General features: G+C 42.2%; 15 protein-coding genes and 3 pseudogenes. 13 read left to right on the top strand and 5 right to left on the bottom strand.

Features of this window, described 5'->3' with window-relative positions:
* Positions 1–164: 164 nt before the first annotated feature.
* The 4 genes from ACTWJ7_RS35570 to ACTWJ7_RS35555 all read right to left on the bottom strand — a co-directional run bounded on the left by ACTWJ7_RS35570 (position 165) and on the right by ACTWJ7_RS35555 (position 4,428).
* Entirely contained in the window at positions 165–686 is a 522-nt protein-coding gene (locus ACTWJ7_RS35570; RefSeq protein ID WP_024634057.1) for an NUDIX domain-containing protein, read from the bottom strand.
* A 3-nt stretch (positions 687–689) separates the two neighbouring features.
* Positions 690–2,423, bottom strand: a complete 1,734-nt coding sequence (locus tag ACTWJ7_RS35565) for an RNase J family beta-CASP ribonuclease (protein ID WP_024634058.1) — start codon at positions 2,421–2,423, stop codon at positions 690–692.
* A gap of 105 nt (positions 2,424–2,528) precedes the next feature.
* Positions 2,529–2,948, bottom strand: coding sequence for a universal stress protein (locus ACTWJ7_RS35560; RefSeq protein WP_024634059.1), 420 nt, complete (start codon positions 2,946–2,948; stop codon positions 2,529–2,531).
* 16 nt (positions 2,949–2,964) lie between these two features.
* Positions 2,965–4,428 (bottom strand): SulP family inorganic anion transporter, encoded by a 1,464-nt coding sequence (locus ACTWJ7_RS35555; protein ID WP_024634060.1) that lies wholly within the window; start codon positions 4,426–4,428, stop codon positions 2,965–2,967.
* A 163-nt stretch (positions 4,429–4,591) separates the two neighbouring features.
* Here ACTWJ7_RS35555 and ACTWJ7_RS35550 point away from each other — a divergent pair, with 163 nt between their 5' ends.
* The gene (locus ACTWJ7_RS35550; RefSeq protein ID WP_024634061.1) at positions 4,592–5,134 is read left to right on the top strand and encodes a recombinase family protein; all 543 of its coding nucleotides are present in this window, start codon (positions 4,592–4,594) and stop codon (positions 5,132–5,134) included.
* An 82-nt stretch (positions 5,135–5,216) separates the two neighbouring features.
* On the opposite strand, the pseudogene ACTWJ7_RS35545 reads toward ACTWJ7_RS35550, so the two are convergent.
* Positions 5,217–5,754, bottom strand: a pseudogene (locus ACTWJ7_RS35545) (cupin domain-containing protein).
* Positions 5,755–6,065: 311 nt separating this feature from the next.
* Between ACTWJ7_RS35545 and ACTWJ7_RS35540 the strand changes: the two are divergent.
* From ACTWJ7_RS35540 to ACTWJ7_RS35485, 12 genes and pseudogenes are all read left to right on the top strand, one after another.
* Positions 6,066–7,133, top strand: a complete 1,068-nt coding sequence (locus ACTWJ7_RS35540) for a flavin-containing monooxygenase (protein ID WP_024634062.1) — start codon at positions 6,066–6,068, stop codon at positions 7,131–7,133.
* A 47-nt stretch (positions 7,134–7,180) separates the two neighbouring features.
* Positions 7,181–7,639, top strand: coding sequence for a MarR family winged helix-turn-helix transcriptional regulator (locus tag ACTWJ7_RS35535; RefSeq protein WP_175395102.1), 459 nt, complete (start codon positions 7,181–7,183; stop codon positions 7,637–7,639).
* Between the two features lie 80 nt (positions 7,640–7,719).
* Positions 7,720–9,125, top strand: a pseudogene (locus ACTWJ7_RS35530) (NAD(P)-binding domain-containing protein).
* Between the two features lie 336 nt (positions 9,126–9,461).
* Positions 9,462–10,181, top strand: a complete 720-nt coding sequence (locus ACTWJ7_RS35525; RefSeq protein WP_152532790.1) for a winged helix-turn-helix domain-containing protein — start codon at positions 9,462–9,464, stop codon at positions 10,179–10,181.
* On the top strand, positions 10,181–10,609 hold the full coding sequence (locus tag ACTWJ7_RS35520) for an arsenate reductase/protein-tyrosine-phosphatase family protein (protein WP_443146613.1): 429 nt from the start codon (positions 10,181–10,183) through the stop codon (positions 10,607–10,609). Before ACTWJ7_RS35525 ends, ACTWJ7_RS35520 begins: the two co-directional genes overlap by 1 nt.
* A 122-nt stretch (positions 10,610–10,731) precedes the next feature.
* On the top strand, positions 10,732–11,721 hold the full coding sequence (locus ACTWJ7_RS35515) for a phosphate ABC transporter substrate-binding protein PstS family protein (RefSeq protein WP_443146612.1): 990 nt from the start codon (positions 10,732–10,734) through the stop codon (positions 11,719–11,721).
* An 83-nt stretch (positions 11,722–11,804) separates the two neighbouring features.
* Positions 11,805–12,722 (top strand): phosphate ABC transporter permease subunit PstC, encoded by a 918-nt coding sequence (gene pstC / locus ACTWJ7_RS35510; RefSeq protein ID WP_443146611.1) that lies wholly within the window; start codon positions 11,805–11,807, stop codon positions 12,720–12,722.
* An 80-nt stretch (positions 12,723–12,802) separates the two neighbouring features.
* The gene (pstA, locus tag ACTWJ7_RS35505; protein WP_443146610.1) at positions 12,803–13,615 is read left to right on the top strand and encodes a phosphate ABC transporter permease PstA; all 813 of its coding nucleotides are present in this window, start codon (positions 12,803–12,805) and stop codon (positions 13,613–13,615) included.
* Between the two features lie 19 nt (positions 13,616–13,634).
* Positions 13,635–14,387, top strand: coding sequence for a phosphate ABC transporter ATP-binding protein PstB (pstB, locus tag ACTWJ7_RS35500; RefSeq protein WP_024634428.1), 753 nt, complete (start codon positions 13,635–13,637; stop codon positions 14,385–14,387).
* Positions 14,388–14,511: 124 nt separating this feature from the next.
* Positions 14,512–14,843: pseudogene (locus tag ACTWJ7_RS35495) on the top strand (ArsR/SmtB family transcription factor).
* A 146-nt stretch (positions 14,844–14,989) separates the two neighbouring features.
* Complete coding sequence (locus tag ACTWJ7_RS35490) at positions 14,990–15,316, top strand: ArsR/SmtB family transcription factor (RefSeq protein WP_024634430.1); 327 nt, start codon at positions 14,990–14,992, stop codon at positions 15,314–15,316.
* A 107-nt stretch (positions 15,317–15,423) separates the two neighbouring features.
* On the top strand, positions 15,424–16,719 hold the full coding sequence (locus tag ACTWJ7_RS35485) for an arsenical efflux pump membrane protein ArsB (RefSeq protein WP_024634597.1): 1,296 nt from the start codon (positions 15,424–15,426) through the stop codon (positions 16,717–16,719).
* Positions 16,720–16,741: the final 22 nt, after the last annotated feature.

The following is a 16,741-nucleotide window of genomic DNA, read 5'->3' as shown; positions in this document are numbered from 1 at the left end:
GAAGATGTAACTAGATGGCTTCAACTCTAATAATTATATCGAACTTTCATAAGATAGTTCGTTATAGACAGGTTAGTTTAATTTAATGGCCCCACATTCATGTCCTGGTTGAGGACATGAATGTGGGGCCATTACAAATTACATTGCGAGTCTAATATTCTAATCTAAAAGATTAATTCAGATGCAATCAACTCTAAAACAATCGTCTCTCTTTCAATGGAAAATCCCATGGAAGCCTCTTTATTCAATATTACCTGCCGATTATGCTTAATGGCCTGATGAATGTCGATCCAGACGGCAGACATCCCATTGTTCATTTCATAATCTTCGAGTTTGGCTTCTCCAAGCTGTTCATGAATGTTGCAAACATAATAATAAGATAACATATGGATCAGATCATATTCGGGTTTGTAATGGGGACGATACTCTTCAATGTAGCCGAACTCGTTTGTTACCTCAACCTGGGTAGCTCCGGTTTCTTCGGCAATTTCTCTTCTTAGCCCACTTAGTAGGTCCTCATCCGCTTCCACACCACCTCCGGGAAAACTGTAGTCATTATATCTACGGGTATAGAGTAGAAGAATCTCAGAACCACGCATAATAATGCCACGTGCTGCTTTTCGTTCAAACATTCGGCCATTTGGATCAGGTGTATCGGGATGAATTAACTTTTGAATCATTCTCATTGTTTAGTCGTCCTTTACTTGAGTAGGATGTGAAACGCTATGAATGGAAGAGAAAATCACAGGAGTTCGTTGTAATTGTGAGTAAAAGAAGTTCTGGAGTACTTCTGAGATCTTCCTTTCCCAAATCCCACAGCGGGCTTCTTTTTTCTGCTCTAGTCCATATAGTGCGGATTTCAAATGTGATTCTGCTGTTTTCATCAGTTCGTTAGCATCTCGTACATAGACAAACCCTCGGCTAATGAGATCAGGCCCTGATATCATTTGGCATGTCTCATTGTTTAAGACAAGTGCTACAATAAGTACACCATCCTTAGCCAATCTATTGCGTTCATCAATGAGTTCAGGCTCATGCCTCTCAACTTTACCACGTATCACAAATGACGATCCCGAAGGGAGATTCCTTCCTTTTCGAGCATGATATTTAGTAATGAGGAGAGGCTCTCCATTGTTCAATACATAGATTCTGTTGGAGGGTATTCCAACTTGCTCAGCTAGTTTTTGATGACTTACCAGCATTCGATATTCTCCATGGATCGGTATGAAATATTTCGGGCGCATGGTCCGTATCATCAGTTTTAAATCTTCCCGTGATCCATGCCCTGAAGTATGAATGTCATACTCTGCTCCGTAGAGGACAGCGGCTCCAGAACGCATCAGCATATCTATGCTTCGATTGACTTGAATGACGTTACCAGGGATCGGAGAAGAAGAAAAGACAACCATATCTCCTGGGAATATTTGAACGTGACGGTGGGAGCCGGCTGCAATACGGGTTAAAGCTGCATTAGGCTCTCCTTGACTACCCGTGCATAAAATGATGACTTGATGATGTGGAGTGGTGTGGATTTCCTTCATATTCATTAACATACCTTGTGGTATATGAAGGTGTCCAAGTTCTTGACCAATGGAGAATATTTTTTCCATACTGCGGCCCAGTATTAAAATTCTCCGATTACACTCTGAAGCAGCATGAATGACTTGTTGTAACCTGTGGACATTGGATGCAAAAGTCGCAAACAAAACTCGGCCTTCACATTGCTGGATTAATTCCAAAACAGATTCACCCACTGTTTGTTCTGAAAGAGACTGACCTTCGCGTTCACTGTTGGTACTATCAGACAGCAAAGCAAGCACACCTTTTTCACCTAACTGCATCATTTTATGAAGATCTGCTGTCTTTCCTTCAGGTGTCATATCAAATTTGAAGTCACCTGTGTGCACAATAGAACCATAGGGCGTATCTACAACGATACCAAAGGCATCGGGTATGCTGTGTATTGTTCGGAAAAAATGAACAGAAAGCTGCTGAAATGATACGCGTTCGTGATCCTGAATGATATGAAAATCCACTGAATTCGTTAACTTGTGCTCTTCCAACTTGGCTTTGACCAAGCCGATTGTTAGTGCACCGCCATAGATTGGAAACGAAAGATGTCTGAGTAAATAGGGAATAGCGCCAATATGATCTTCATGTCCGTGAGTAAGGAAAAGAGCTTTAATCTGTTGAGGCTTGTCCAGCAAGTAACGTATATCAGGAATAATGTAATCTACACCGTTCATATGGGCATCGGGGAATTTCAAACCTGCGTCAATCAAAATGATTTCATTTTTATATTCGATCCCATACATGTTCTTTCCAATTTCCCCGAGACCTCCAAGCGCAAAAATACGTACAGCAGGAGGAAGATAGCGTGATGTTTTTTGTGGTTTTTGAGTCTTTAATTTGGAGTGTTCCAAGATTTCCTCTCCTCCAGTCAACGTTTAAATGATCTAATCTAATTCCTTTAGAAAAAGAAGCGAGACCTCTGCAATTGCAGAGGTCCTGTGCTTCATATCCATCATCTATTTCACAATCATAACTGGACAATGAGCCCTCTTAACGACTTTATGACTCACACTTCCAAGTACGAATTCCTGTAAGGAGTTCAGTCCCCGGCTACCGATAATAAGCAGATCAACGCTGTTCTTATTCGCGTAATCAACAATCGTAGGACCAGGATCTCCATTTACGAAGGTAACTCGATAGTTCACATGTTTCTCTGTAAGTTCTTGCTGAACAGGCATAAGTTTCTGTTTACGTTTCAGTTCAATTTCCTCATGATTCTGAGAATGGAGCACTTCATCTTTGACCTTGGACAGGTCTACAACAAACAGAATCTCGACCTCAGCATCAGGGATTAAGGATGCAATATAAGCGGCTTCTTTCGCTGCCCGAATGGCATTATTAGAACCATCTGCAGCAAGTAGAATATGTTGATACATGTTCATCTCTCCTACCTTAATGTGATTTTAATTGTGCATTTGGATCTTGATAAACCGCTAACTTATTTACGAGTTTTTCACTTGACGTATTCAGTCCTTTAATCTTAACTCGGTTATGATTCTCCCGATATCTAATGACTACTTTATCGACAGCCCCTACACCTGAGTCATCCCAAATATGTGCATTTGAAAAATCAATACTAATGTCCGAATCCGCAATCTCGAAGTCAAAAGATTCAATAAAACCTTCCACCGATGCAAAGAATAGCTGACCCGACACATCAAATCTTACGTTTTTCTCCGTTGAGAGCTGCTTCACACTCACCTTTGAAATTTTAGAAGCAAAGAAGATGGCACTGAGAATGACGCCGACAATGACACCTAGTGCAAGATTATCGGTTGCTACAACAACAATAACGGTGACTAGCATCACGAGTGCATCACTTTTTGGAGCTTTACGGAGATAAGAGAAGGAAGACCAGTCAAATGTTCCGACGGCTACCATGATCATGATCCCGGCGAGTACAGGCATAGGGATCTGAACAACGACACCGCCAAGTACAAGGATAAGGAACATGAGGAATACGCCTGCAACGAGTGTAGATAACCTTCCTCGCCCACCAGACTTGACGTTGATTACAGACTGTCCAATCATGGCGCAGCCTGCCATACCGCCGAAGAAACCGGTAATGACGTTAGCAATTCCTTGTCCGCGAGCTTCTTTGTTTTTGTTACTGTTCGTTCCCGTCATATCATCCACGATGGAAGCCGTTAATAGAGATTCAACCAACCCGACAATAGCCAGTGAAATAGAATAAGGGAATATAATTTGCAATGTTTCGATATTAAAAGGAATATCGGGAATAAAGAATGAGGGAAGAGATTGTGTGATAATACCTAGCTCTCCAACCGTTCCCAAATCCAGGTTCCCCCAAATGGCAGCTGCGGTTAGAACCACAATGGCAATAAGAGGTGCTGGAATGGCTTTGAAGAATCGGGGTAAAACATATACAATAAGTAAGGTAACTCCAACGAAGATGTAGGTCAGCGTAGATATGCCTACAAAATGGGGAACTTGTGCCATGAATATCAGAATAGCGAGAGCATTCACAAAACCGATCATGACAGCCCTCGGGATGAATTTCATGAGTTTCCCGATTTTGAATACGCCAAAAAGCAATTGGATAACCCCAGTAAGAATGGTGGCAGCCAGTAAATACTGAACGCCATGTTCCTTGACCAAAGGAACCATAAGTAAGGCCATGGCTCCAGTAGCAGCCGAAATCATCCCTGGTCGGCCACCAATAAATGAGATGATGACAGCAATACAAAACGATGCATACAGACCCACCATGGGATCTACACCAGCAATAATAGAAAATGCAATGGCTTCGGGGATGAGTGCCAATGCCACTACAATCCCGGCTAATATGTCCCCTCGAATATTAGAGAACCAATCTTTCTTAATCCGTTCAATCACGTGTACTTCCACTCCTTATCTTTTTTTATGACTCTTACTCGACTAAAAGTCATATCCGGTTGAAGTATATTGATCTTATCACAGGAAGTCCCAAAAAGGAACCATTTCGGTTCTTATTTTGTGTTATAATTTTATAATGTCAGTTGCAGTTAGGAGTTTTAACATGATTATTGGCTATATGAGACCTTCACAGGATGACCCGAATTGTCAAAATCAACACGAAATTTTAAAGCGGAAATCCTGTGATCGAATATTGAAGGAAGAACATTCATCTGCAAAGCAAAGAACGCAGCTAAATGCCATGATGAACCAGCTCGAAGCAGGAGATGTCGTCGTTGTTACTCGATTGTTCTCCTTAGCTGACTCTACAAAACATCTTGTCGATCTGCTGAAGGAATTTCAAAAGCGAGAGGCCCATCTGTATTCTCTGAATGAAAATTTGAATACACAGGACAGTTCTGGTCGTATTTTTCTGGAGCATGTGAAGGCTTTACTTGACTTCCAAGGAGATTTAAGCAGTGAAAGCACGAAAAAAGGAATGGATGAAGCGAAGGAAAAGGGGACGAAGTTAGGTCGTCCTCGTAAATTGGATGGGAACGTAATGAAGGCGATACAAATGTATGAAAGTAAAGAGTACAGTCTTGCTGAAATTCGTGAAGAAACAGGTATTAGCAAAACAACGCTGTATCGATACCTCGATAAGTAATTAAATTAAGAAATAGCCTGATTTTTCTCCACGACGATGAAGAGAAATCAGGCTTTTGTAAATTGCATTAGAATACGATCAACTAACTTTCAGAAGACATGGCAATGGCTTTTGTTCCATGCACTGTCCCATAAGGATGCTCAGGCGGTGCATAGATCACGTACACTTTAAGAGGTATACTGCCTGTGTTGGATATTGTGCCATTTTCCAGCAGGCACCATAACGGCATAGTCCTCACAGGCCATCGTTTGAAAATTCAATTTGTCTTTCTCGTCTCCCATTTGCACAAGTCCCTGACCTTCTTCAATCCGTATGAATTGATCGGTTGTCGGGTGGACTTCCAGACCGATATCTTCGCCAACACGGATACTCATCAGAGTCACTTGAAAGTGCTTTCCTGTCCATAGAGCCGTACGATAATTTTGATTATACTTTGTAGCTTGATCAATATTGATTACAAGTGGTTGTTGTCCATAATCTCTTATTTCTATATTTCCACCAGGGTGACTAAGGTTCACATTTCCATGGCAATACGGAGGGGTGAGGACCTGTCCGTTGTTATTCCGGATGTTAGGCACTGGATTATGCCATTGATTTCGATTTGATAATTTAGGGTACATAGTCATTCTCCTTCTTTGGTGAAATATCTACTCACACCCTATGCAGCCGCCTATAGAAAGGTATACAACATTTGCAATAATGGGCATAAGCCTACATGTTTACATTGGTTTTATGACGTGGAGCGTTTACGTAAGTAAACGTTATAATTTTTTTACCGAGCGTTTTAATGAACACTTCCAGGGTAGCTTTTTAGATGAGATAACTAGTCATCGAAGAAATATACTTGCAATTTGCAAATAAACAATTATACTAAACGAGTACATACCTTGTAAGAATGAATCACTCTAATTATATTTGAAGGAGATGTGTTATGGAGCCAATCTGGGATGTCATTGTTATTGGTGGAGGTCAGGCAGGACTTGCTTCCGGTTATCATTTAAAAAAGAAAAGGCTGTCTTTTTTGATTTTGGAGGCAGGAGGAGCAGCGGTAGGGGCGTGGCCACAGTATTACGATAATTTGAAGTTATTCTCACCGGCCAAGTACTCGTCTCTGCCGGGGCTTTCGATAGATTCTCCAGGGGATCGATACCCACAACGTGATGAAGTTATTCAATACTTGAAGGACTATGCTTCTCATTTTGGATTGCCTTTGGTTTATAACAGCCATGTAGATCAAGTATCCAAAGAATCCGGGGTTTTTACAGTAACAACTTCAAGTGGAAAGAAATACGTGGCTCGCAATCTGATTTTGGCAACTGGATCGTTTAGTAGACCCTATACCCCTTCGATTCCAAACCATGAACAATTTGAGGGAGAAATCTTACATTCCGCGACGTATCGAACACCGGCCCCTTTTCATAATCAATCGGTCATTGTTGTAGGGAGAGGAAATTCCGCGGTTCAGATTGCGATGGAACTATCCGAAGTAGCTGAAACAACACTTGCTGTGAGAGAACCAGTAGCACTAATCCCGCAGCGTCTCTTGGGCCAGGATATTCACTTCTGGTTTAAGCTAACGGGGATCGATTCGTTTTGGAAATTTGGGAAGTCATTTGCAAACGGGTCATCCGTTCTGGATTTGGATGGATATAAGCAGCGGCTTAAAGCGGGGAACCCGAAACAAAAGAAAATGTTCACCGCATTTTATGACAGAGGTGTGATCTGGTCTGATGGAACACAAGAAGAGGTCCAAACCGTCATTTTCGCGACAGGATATCGTTCCAACGTTTCTTATATTGATGCATTAGGTGGACTGGATGGTCAAGGCGAACCCGAGCAAAAGAACGGGATTAGCAAGACAATCCCCGGACTTTATTTTGTAGGCTTGTCTGGACAGCGCTCCTTTGCATCAGCAACTCTTCGGGGTGTGGGGCCAGATGCTGAGTATGTCGTTAAGCATATCCAAAACAATTTAGAAAAGCAGAATAATTTAAAATAGTTGCAATATACAAATAATATGATTATAATAGACACCAAGAGGTGATCATGTTGCCGGATAACCAAAACCCAAGAGAGTTATTACAGATCATGGTACGTCGCTTCGGCTTGCTGGATAAAAATTGTTGCACGGTTGGAGAGCAGGAAATATCTTTAATCCAAAGTCATATCCTATATGAAATTGACCATCAACATGAGCCATCTATGCAACAAATTGCCGAAACGCTAGCCATGGATATTACAACCTTTAGTCGTCAAATACAGACGTTGATTAAGAAAAACCTGGTCTTAAAAACACCTCATCCTGAAGATCGGAGAGTATACATTCTGAGATTGACGGTAGAGGGGAAGTTTGTAGCGACAGCTATAGATCATCGGATGAATACACATCTGGAAGAGGTTTTTTCTTTCATGACTGATACAGAAAAAGCAATCGTTATGCAATCTGTTAAACTGCTTAATGAGAGTATGTTAAAATCGAAAATGTGCTGTACGTCAGTGGGGTAATGAGCATTATTACCCCGTTACATTTCTCTAATACTTGTAGGTTGCAAATATATTTAACTAACTACTGGAGGTCATTTGAAATGAAAAACATTGAATTTAAACCAGTCGAGTCCTGTTGTGAACCTACGCTCATGGAAAAGCAGATCTCTCTTCAAGATCCTGTACACCAAGGAGAGCTATCTCATTTACCTGTAGCCATCATTGGTGCTGGGCCTATTGGTCTGGCAGCAGCGGCACATCTGATTGAAGCTGGCCAATCATTTATCATTTTTGAGGCGGGGAGTAAAGTAGGTGAGAATATCTCCAAGTGGGGCCATGTTCGTCTATTTTCGCCATGGCAGTATAACCTAGATAAAGCAGCAGAAAGGTTGTTGACGAAGAATGGGTGGATTGCCCCATCTCCAGACGAATTACCGACGGGACATGAGCTGCGTGATCAGTATTTACGACCACTCGCTGAGTTACCCGAGATAAACTCCGATCTTCATTTGAATACACGTGTTGTTGGGATCAGTCGCAAAAATACAGATAAAATGAAAACACCCGGTAGAGAACAACAACCTTTTGTCATCTATGTAGAAGAAAAAGGCAAGGCCAAACAATATGAGGCGAGAGCTGTCATTGACGCTTCGGGAACCTGGGGAAAAGCAAATCCGGTGCTTTCAAGCGGAGTACTGACTTCTCAGGAGCAATCTCTTCATAAACAGATATTCTATGGTATACCGGATGTACTTGGGGCCGATCAAGTGCGCTATACGGGTAAACATATTGCTGTCGTAGGTGGCGGCCATTCAGCCTTAAATACCTTACTTGATTTAGCTAAACTGCAAGAAACGAATGCTCATACCAAACTGACCTGGATTATGCGAAGAGATCAAGTAGAGGAAGCTTATGGTGGAGAAGCGAATGATCAACTGGAAGCTAGGGGGGAATTAGGCAGTCGCATGCATGAATTGGTGGATTCCGGAAAGGTTAGTGTGGTCACCCGTTCCACATTCAGGAGTTGAAGCAAGATGGGGAGAGAATCACTATTAGTGGAGAGCAGCTTGGGGAAAGCCGCGAACTGCAGCACATGGATGAAATCATTGTGAATGCAGGAAGCCGACCTGACTTTTCCTTTCTTGGCGAACTACGTTTGAGCATTGACCAGGCAACAGAAAGTGTGGAAGCGTTGGCTCCGCTAATCGATCCGAACATTCATAGTTGCGGTACCGTTCGACCTCATGGGGAAAAGGAATTGCGTCATACAGAACCAGGCCTGTATATTGTGGGTATGAAAAGTTATGGCCGTGCACCGACCTTCCTGATGGCCACAGGTTACGAACAAGTTCGATCTGTAGTTGCTTTTCTGGCGGGTGATCTGGAGGCTGCTGCAAAAGTAGAACTCGATCTGCCTGAAACAGGGGTATGCAGTGTCAGTCGTCCACAAGCAAAGCAAGTGCAAGCCACCGGTGATTGCAGTTCCTCTTGTTCTAATGAAGGATGATATGAGTTGAAATTTCAAAAAAGGTACGTTAACAACCTATTTGTTAACGTACCTTTTTATATTCTTCTTGAATTTTCCTACTTCCGTCAAGATTATTATGGCTCGATCTACTTCTTCAAACGGTAATTATGTTGATATGGTTATCTTTTAGCCACCCAATCAGGATTGCTGAAAACCAGCCCTTTGTAAAATTTCTGTAAAACCATTTGCTTTAGGTAAATTGAGTATTACAATATAAGCATAGGCTTATATTTGTCTGAAATAGAGTTTTTTATCGACACTTAAGTATCTCAAGAAGATTGATTATAGTCTACGGAAGAAGGTGTGATTTTGCTTATGGAATGGATGGACTTTGTACCAAAACAAATTTTAGTTATTCATCATAATCCAATGATGATCAGCTTATTGCAATTCGGTTTATCCAAGCAAGGATACCACGTCAAAAACTTTGAAGATAGACACTATACAGATTCGAGTCATCTGGATCTGATTATTTTAGATTCGAAGCAAGCCAAGGAGAGGGATATTCTTTTGACAATACAGTCTTTTCGACATACGCCACCAATTCTCTTGCTTGCTGAGACGCCCGTTGATGATGAAAGAAATGAAGCTGGAGAAGGTTTAGATTTTGTTAAGGAAAATCTTAACGTTCCTTTTGAATTTGAGGAATTGAACTTGAAACTAAAGTTGATTTGGGCCAAGTACAGAATGAAGATTCGACCTTATGACTGGCAAGTATCTGTTCAACATAAAGCATTTAAGTTAAATGAAATTGAAATTTATCTCGATTGTATGGAGATACGTTTGGGGCATGTTCGTCAGGCACTACGCAAGGCAGAAATTTATCTATTAATGCAACTTCTTCAACGGCCAGAGCAGTATACATCGGCTGAACAGCTAAAACTTTTGCTAGCGAAAGACATTGTACTGGACCGGAGGCGTGTTGAGTATTACGTGAATGAACTGCGGCGGAAGATAGAGATATTTGATGATTTGATTCATATTCAAACCAAACGAAACTTTGGATATTGCTTGCAATTTAAAGGAGTGAGTTAATGAAACAGCCCAAACGAATATTTTTCTGGTGTACACATAATCGTTGTCGAAGTCAGCTCGCGGCTTCGTATACTTCTTTCTATGCGGACAAACAGGTGCAGGTAGATAGCGGCGGCATAGATCCGAGGCCTGTTCATCCACTTACCATTCAAGTTCTTCAGGAAGAACATGTACCTTGTCATGAAGAGTTGGGCAAGCTCCTCAATATGATTTCATTTGTAGATTCCGACGTTATTATTATACTGTGCGATGAGACCAGAGAGGCCTGTCCCGTAATCCCTTTTGGTCTGGATTACCGAGTATGGCCGATTACCGATCCACTCGCTGTAAATAATCCTACGATCCTTGCTGTTCGTCAAACTAGAGAAGAGATCAAAATGTACGTGAGGGAATTGCTAAACGAATATGGATTACTCCGGACTTTTTGAATCCAAAACGATTGTGGCTAAACCTTTTACACAGATTTAACACAAAAGGAGAATTCATTTAATCATATAAACTAATAATGATATGTGTATATAAACATTAAATTTTAGGAGCGATGGGGATCATGAAAAAGGGAAAATGGTTTTATATGCTGTTGGTGCTGGTAGGAGCACTATCTTTGTCAGCATGCGCAGGGGGTACAGCTAGTACAGGTAGTAACGAGAGTTCAGGGAATGGACAAACCGCTACATCAGAAGAACAAGGCACCTCGGAAAAATTGACAGGAACGGTGGATATTGACGGATCAAGTACGGTATATCCCGTTACTGAGGCGGTAGCTGAAGAGTTTGGTAAAGAACATGGAGATGTCCGTGTCACCGTTGGTGTTTCAGGTACAGGAGACGGGTTTAAACGATTTGCTAACGGAGAGACGGCGATTAATAATGCATCCCGTCCAATTAAACCGGAAGAAGCCGAAAATGCGAAAGCAAATGGCGTAGAGTATCTGGAACTTGAAGTTGCATATGATGGTCTTTCCGTCTTGGTCAATCCCGAGAATGACTGGGTCGATCATCTGACTGTAGAAGAGTTGCACAGCATCTTCAAACCTGGAAGTACAGTCATGAAATGGAGTGACGTACGCAGTGAATGGCCAAATGAGAATATTAAAATCTACTCACCAGGTGCCGATTCAGGAACATTTGACTACTTCACAGAAACGGTAAACGAGGAAGCGCAGCAAAGCCGGAACGATGCGCAAGTTACATTCAGTGAAGATGATAATACACTGGTTCAAGGTGTGGCAGGTGAGAAGTATTCCCTTGGGTATTTCGGATTTGCTTACTATGAAGAGAATCAGGACAAGTTGAAGGTGGTTCCCATTGATGGAGGAAACGGTCCAATTACACCTACACACGAAACGATTAATGATGGGACCTATGCACCTCTATCCAGACCGCTTTATATTTATGTGAACAAACAAAAGCTGGAAAATCCTGAAGTTATGGCATTTGTTGAATACTACTTGACGAATGCTGCTGAATTGTCAGAAGAGGTCGGCTATATTCGTTTGCCAGAAGAAATGTATAAGGAAGATTTGGAGAAGTTAAAGTAACCGCGTAAACCTTAACGTGTGTGATGCTTCTTGGGGACCAAGAGGCGTCACACACGCTTTAGTTTTTAATGAGGAGAGCTGATATGAACACAATACCCCAAGGAAATCATCCTTTTCGCTCTAACCAGGTGCGATACGCAGATTATGTGATGCCTTTCCTTTTATTCTTATGTGCATTGGTGTCCATCCTTACAACAATAGGCATCGTATACACACTCGTTTCAGAATCCATTGCATTCTTCAAGCAGGTGCCGATTCTTGAATTTTTAACAGGTACGACTTGGGCGCTGTTAATTCAGCCAGTAAGCTTTGGGGTAGTTCCGTTAATGTTTGGAACATTGATGGTCACGCTAATTGCTTGTTGTATTGCCATCCCTGTAGGGCTGGCAACAGCCATTTATTTGAGTGAATATGCAACACTGCGAGTACGAAACATCGTGAAACCTGTGCTAGAGGTTTTGGCCGGAGTTCCAACCATCGTTTATGGATATTTTGCCTTAAGCTTTATTACCCCTGTCATTCAAACGCTTATTCCCGGAACGAGTCTGTTTAATGCCCTAAGTGCAGGAATTGCCGTTGGCGTGATGATCATTCCTATGGTTTCATCACTCAGCGAAGATGCCATGAGAGCTGTGCCCAGCAGTTTGCGATACGGGGCTTATGCGCTGGGGGCAACACGATTTGAAGTGGCTGTACAAGTTGTTCTTCCTGCAGCATTATCCGGAATTATCTCTTCATTTGTTCTTGCCTTTTCTCGTGCTATAGGAGAGACCATGATTGTAACTGTTGCAGCAGGTGCGACTCCTCAGCTTACGGCGAACCCACTTGATAGTATTCAAACCATGACAGCTTACATCGTGCAAGTGAGTTTGGGTGATACTCCGCATGGATCACTAGCGTATGGATCTATTTTTGCTGTAGGTCTTACGTTGTTTGTAATCACGCTTATCTTAAATATCATTGCTGCGGCTGTATCGAAAAGATATAGGGAGGTCTACTAAATGCCTGAAACGGTTGTGAAGCAGAACATCCAGAGTACAGAAACAAAACAGGTTCAGGCCAGAAAAAAAGAGACGGTTGGATGAAAATTTTGTTTCTGGCGGCGACGTCCGTCGGGGTACTTGCACTTATGCTTCTTATTATCGATATTATGATTGACGGAGTTGCTACATTTACTCCTGAGTTATTTACCAATTACCCTTCTCGCAGGGCAGAGGGGTCTGGCTTGAAGTCAGCCCTCGTTGGAACGCTCTATATGGTCTGTATCATGGCTCCAATTTCATTTCTTATTGGTGTCGGAGCAGCTATATTTTTGGAAGAGTACGCAAAGAAAAACAGGCTGACTAGACTAATACAGCTTAATATTAGTACACTTGCCGGAGTTCCATCCATTGTCTATGGTATCCTGGGACTCACCATTTTTGTGAGAGGATTAAACCTGGAGCGAAGTCTGATATCCGGGGCATTAACCATGACACTGCTTGTCCTTCCGGTGATTATCGTGTCTGCACAAGAAGCGATAAAAGCCGTTCCAGGTTCCCGCAGAGATGCTTCTTTTGCACTGGGAGCCAGCAAATGGCAGACCGTACAACGTTCTGTCCTTCCGTCCGCTTTTCCAGGGATCTTGACGGGGATCATTTTGGCAGTGTCCAGAGCAATCGGAGAAACGGCTCCTCTGGTGATGATTGGAGCTTTAACCTATGTAGCCTTTTTACCTAGTAATCTGATGGACCAATTTACGGTGCTTCCTATACAGGTATACAACTGGATATCCAAACCGCAGACTTCGTTTCACGATTTAGCCGCGAGTGGTATTATTGTTCTGCTCATTCTGCTGCTTACACTTAATCTGATTGCCGTTGTATTGAGAAATAAATATCAGAAAAACCTGTAATTTTAAGGAGACATATTGTATGAACGCCATTCAAATTCAAGACTTGAGTGTATTTTATGGACAGCAACAGGCTGTGAAAAATATTAGTCTAGATGTACCTGAACATTCCATTACTGCGTTTATTGGTCCTTCGGGCTGTGGAAAATCAACACTTCTTCGAACCATTAACCGGATGAATGATCGTATCGATGGGGTGCGAATTGAAGGAAATATTCGCATTATGGGGCATGCTATCTATGATGATCAAGTGCGTGTGGAACTACTCCGAAAAAAAGTGGGAATGGTGTTTCAGCAGCCTAATCCGTTTCCCAAATCAATCTATGATAATATCGCTTATGGTCCTCGGTTACACGGCATTACCCGCAAACCCGAGTTGAATGATATTGTGGAGAAGAGTCTGAAAGCAGCGGTTTTATGGGACGAAGTGAAAGACCTGCTAAAAAAATCCGCTCTGCAGCTTTCAGGAGGACAACAGCAGCGCTTATGTATCGCCCGAGCTCTGGCGATGAATCCTGAAATTTTGCTGATGGATGAGTCTACTGCTGCATTAGATCCGTTATCCACCCTTAAAATTGAAGAACTCGTTAAAGAACTTCGACAATCCTATACGATTGTGATGGTGACTCACAACTTGCATCAAGCTGCAAGGATTTCAGATCATTGTGCCTTTTTTCTGGATGGAGAACTGATTGAATACGACGACACAAGCCAAATATTTAGTAACCCGAAAAATCCAAAAACGGAGAATTATGTTGCAGGTCGTTTTGGTTGAAGGTTATGTTCACGAAAGAAGCATTACACTGACTTCCTTGATTTCAACATATCCTTGCTTTAGAATATAAATATAAACTTATATATCAGTTAGGATTGTTGAACGCAGGGAAGGATGAACGCAAATGGAATCTATTGAACAAATTTCAGATAAGTTAAAGTTGCTTGGAGATAAAACCCGTCTGACCATGCTCATTCTCTTAGAGAGAAAGAATGGTGTGTGTGTGATTTTGTTGAAGTACTTGATATGTCTCAACCCGGAATTAGCCAACATTTACGCAAATTAAAGTCTCAGGGGATTGTTAGCGAAACACGCCGGGGGCAGTGGGTATACTATTCCTTAGATGTAGAAGATAAGCCATATATTAAAGCGGTGCTCGATCAGATGCCAGATCAGGAAACTGTGCTGCTGTCTTTGGGGAAAAAGGAGTCGGTTCCCAGTGTTAAGGGAGGCTGAATACTCAACCGAATAAAACGGTGTGCGTGGACTCTTTATACCATGGAGTCGACGCACACTTTTTTACGGTAAAGGGTTGATACAATTAAATAACTATATTATAATATAATTATTCGATTATATACCGTCTGGAAGGAGGAATTCAATTGAAGACCATACATGAAGCGGCAGACAAACTAAAGCTCTTGGGAGACAAAACCCGTTTAACCATGTTGACGCTCCTTAAAGATCGGGATTGGTGTGTTTGCGAATTTGTTGATGTCTTGGATATTTCTCAACCGGGGATTAGTCAGCATTTACGTAAATTAAAGGATCAAGGGATGGTTAAGGAAAATAAACGAGGACAGTGGGTCTACTATTCTTTAAATGTGGATGATACACCTTATATCAAAACCGTTCTGGACGCCATGCCTCATTCCCAAAACATTCTCCGGACTCTGAACAAGGTGGACGTACCTCGCATTTGTAGTTGAACTTTTGATCATTATATAAGTACATCATTATATAATAATTGAATGACATGAAGGTATGAGGAGAATGTTATTAGCTATACTGCACTTGATTAGAGGAGGTAGAACTTGTGTTTTCTGTCGTCATGGCCTGCATTATCTTTTTAATTACGTTAGTCCTCGTCATCTGGCAACCTAAAAACCTGTCCATTGGTTGGTCTGCTTGCGGCGGAGCAATTCTTGCTTTACTTGTGGGTGTGGTCAATCTCCAAGACGTCTGGGATGTGACGCAAATCGTTTGGAATGCCACGCTTGCGTTTGTAGCGATCATTCTGATTTCGTTAATTCTGGATCGTATCGGATTTTTCGAGTGGGCTGCCTTACATATGGCCAAGGCTGCTCACGGAAATGGTGTCCGGATGTTTGTTTACGTCTCAATCTTGGGTGCTGTGGTTTCTGCCTTCTTTGCCAATGACGGAGGCGCACTGATTCTGACACCGATTGTTCTAGCCATGGTACGCGCACTGAATTTCGATGAGAAAAAAGTATTTCCATTCATTATCGCCAGCGGATTTATTGCGGATACGACCTCTTTGCCACTGGTTGTAAGTAACCTAGTCAACATTGTATCTGCTGACTTCTTTGGCATTACATTCATGGAGTACGCAGGAAGGATGTTTGTTCCGAATCTGTTCTCACTGGTTGCGAGTATCGGCGTATTGTATCTCTTCTTCCGAAAGAGTATTCCCAAACGTTTTGATGCCAGTGAATTGAAACCTCCAGTATCTGCCATTAAAGATATGAAAATGTTTCGATTGTCGTGGGTGGTCTTGGGAGTTCTGCTCATTGGATACTTCACCAGTGAATTCGTCGGTATTCCCGTATCCCTTGTGGCCGGTGTTGTCGCGATATTCTTCCTGTTCATGGCTTCCCGCAGTTCTGCTGTACCGACTACATTGGTTGTCAAAGAAGCGCCGTGGGCCATCGTATTCTTCTCCATCGGCATGTATGTCGTGGTCTATGGTCTACGTAACGTGGGTTTAACGGATCTCCTAGCCGTGGTCATTCAGGCTGTGGCGGATCAAGGATTGTTTGCTGCAACGATGGGTATGGGCTTTATTGCGGCAATTATTTCATCCTTGATGAACAATATGCCTACCGTGCTAATTGATGCGCTTGCCATTGATGCAACAACGGCTACAGGAAAGGTTCGGGAGGCGCTCATTTACGCCAATATTATTGGATCAGACCTGGGTCCCAAGATTACTCCGATCGGTTCACTGGCGACGCTACTCTGGCTTCATGTACTTAGCACGAAAGGCGTCAAAATTTCATGGGGCACTTACTTTAAGACAGGTATCATGATCACCGTTCCGACTCTGCTTATTACGCTATTGGGTCTGTATCTGTGGTTAAGCATTCTATAAAAAGCATTCTATAATTCAAACA

Source organism: Paenibacillus sp. 1A_MP2 (genome assembly GCF_052244825.1).
Taxonomy (GTDB): Bacteria; Bacillota; Bacilli; order Paenibacillales; family Paenibacillaceae; genus Paenibacillus; species Paenibacillus vandeheii.
The sequence above is the reverse complement of the archived record's forward strand: the minus strand, read 5'-3'. Positions and strand labels throughout refer to the sequence as shown.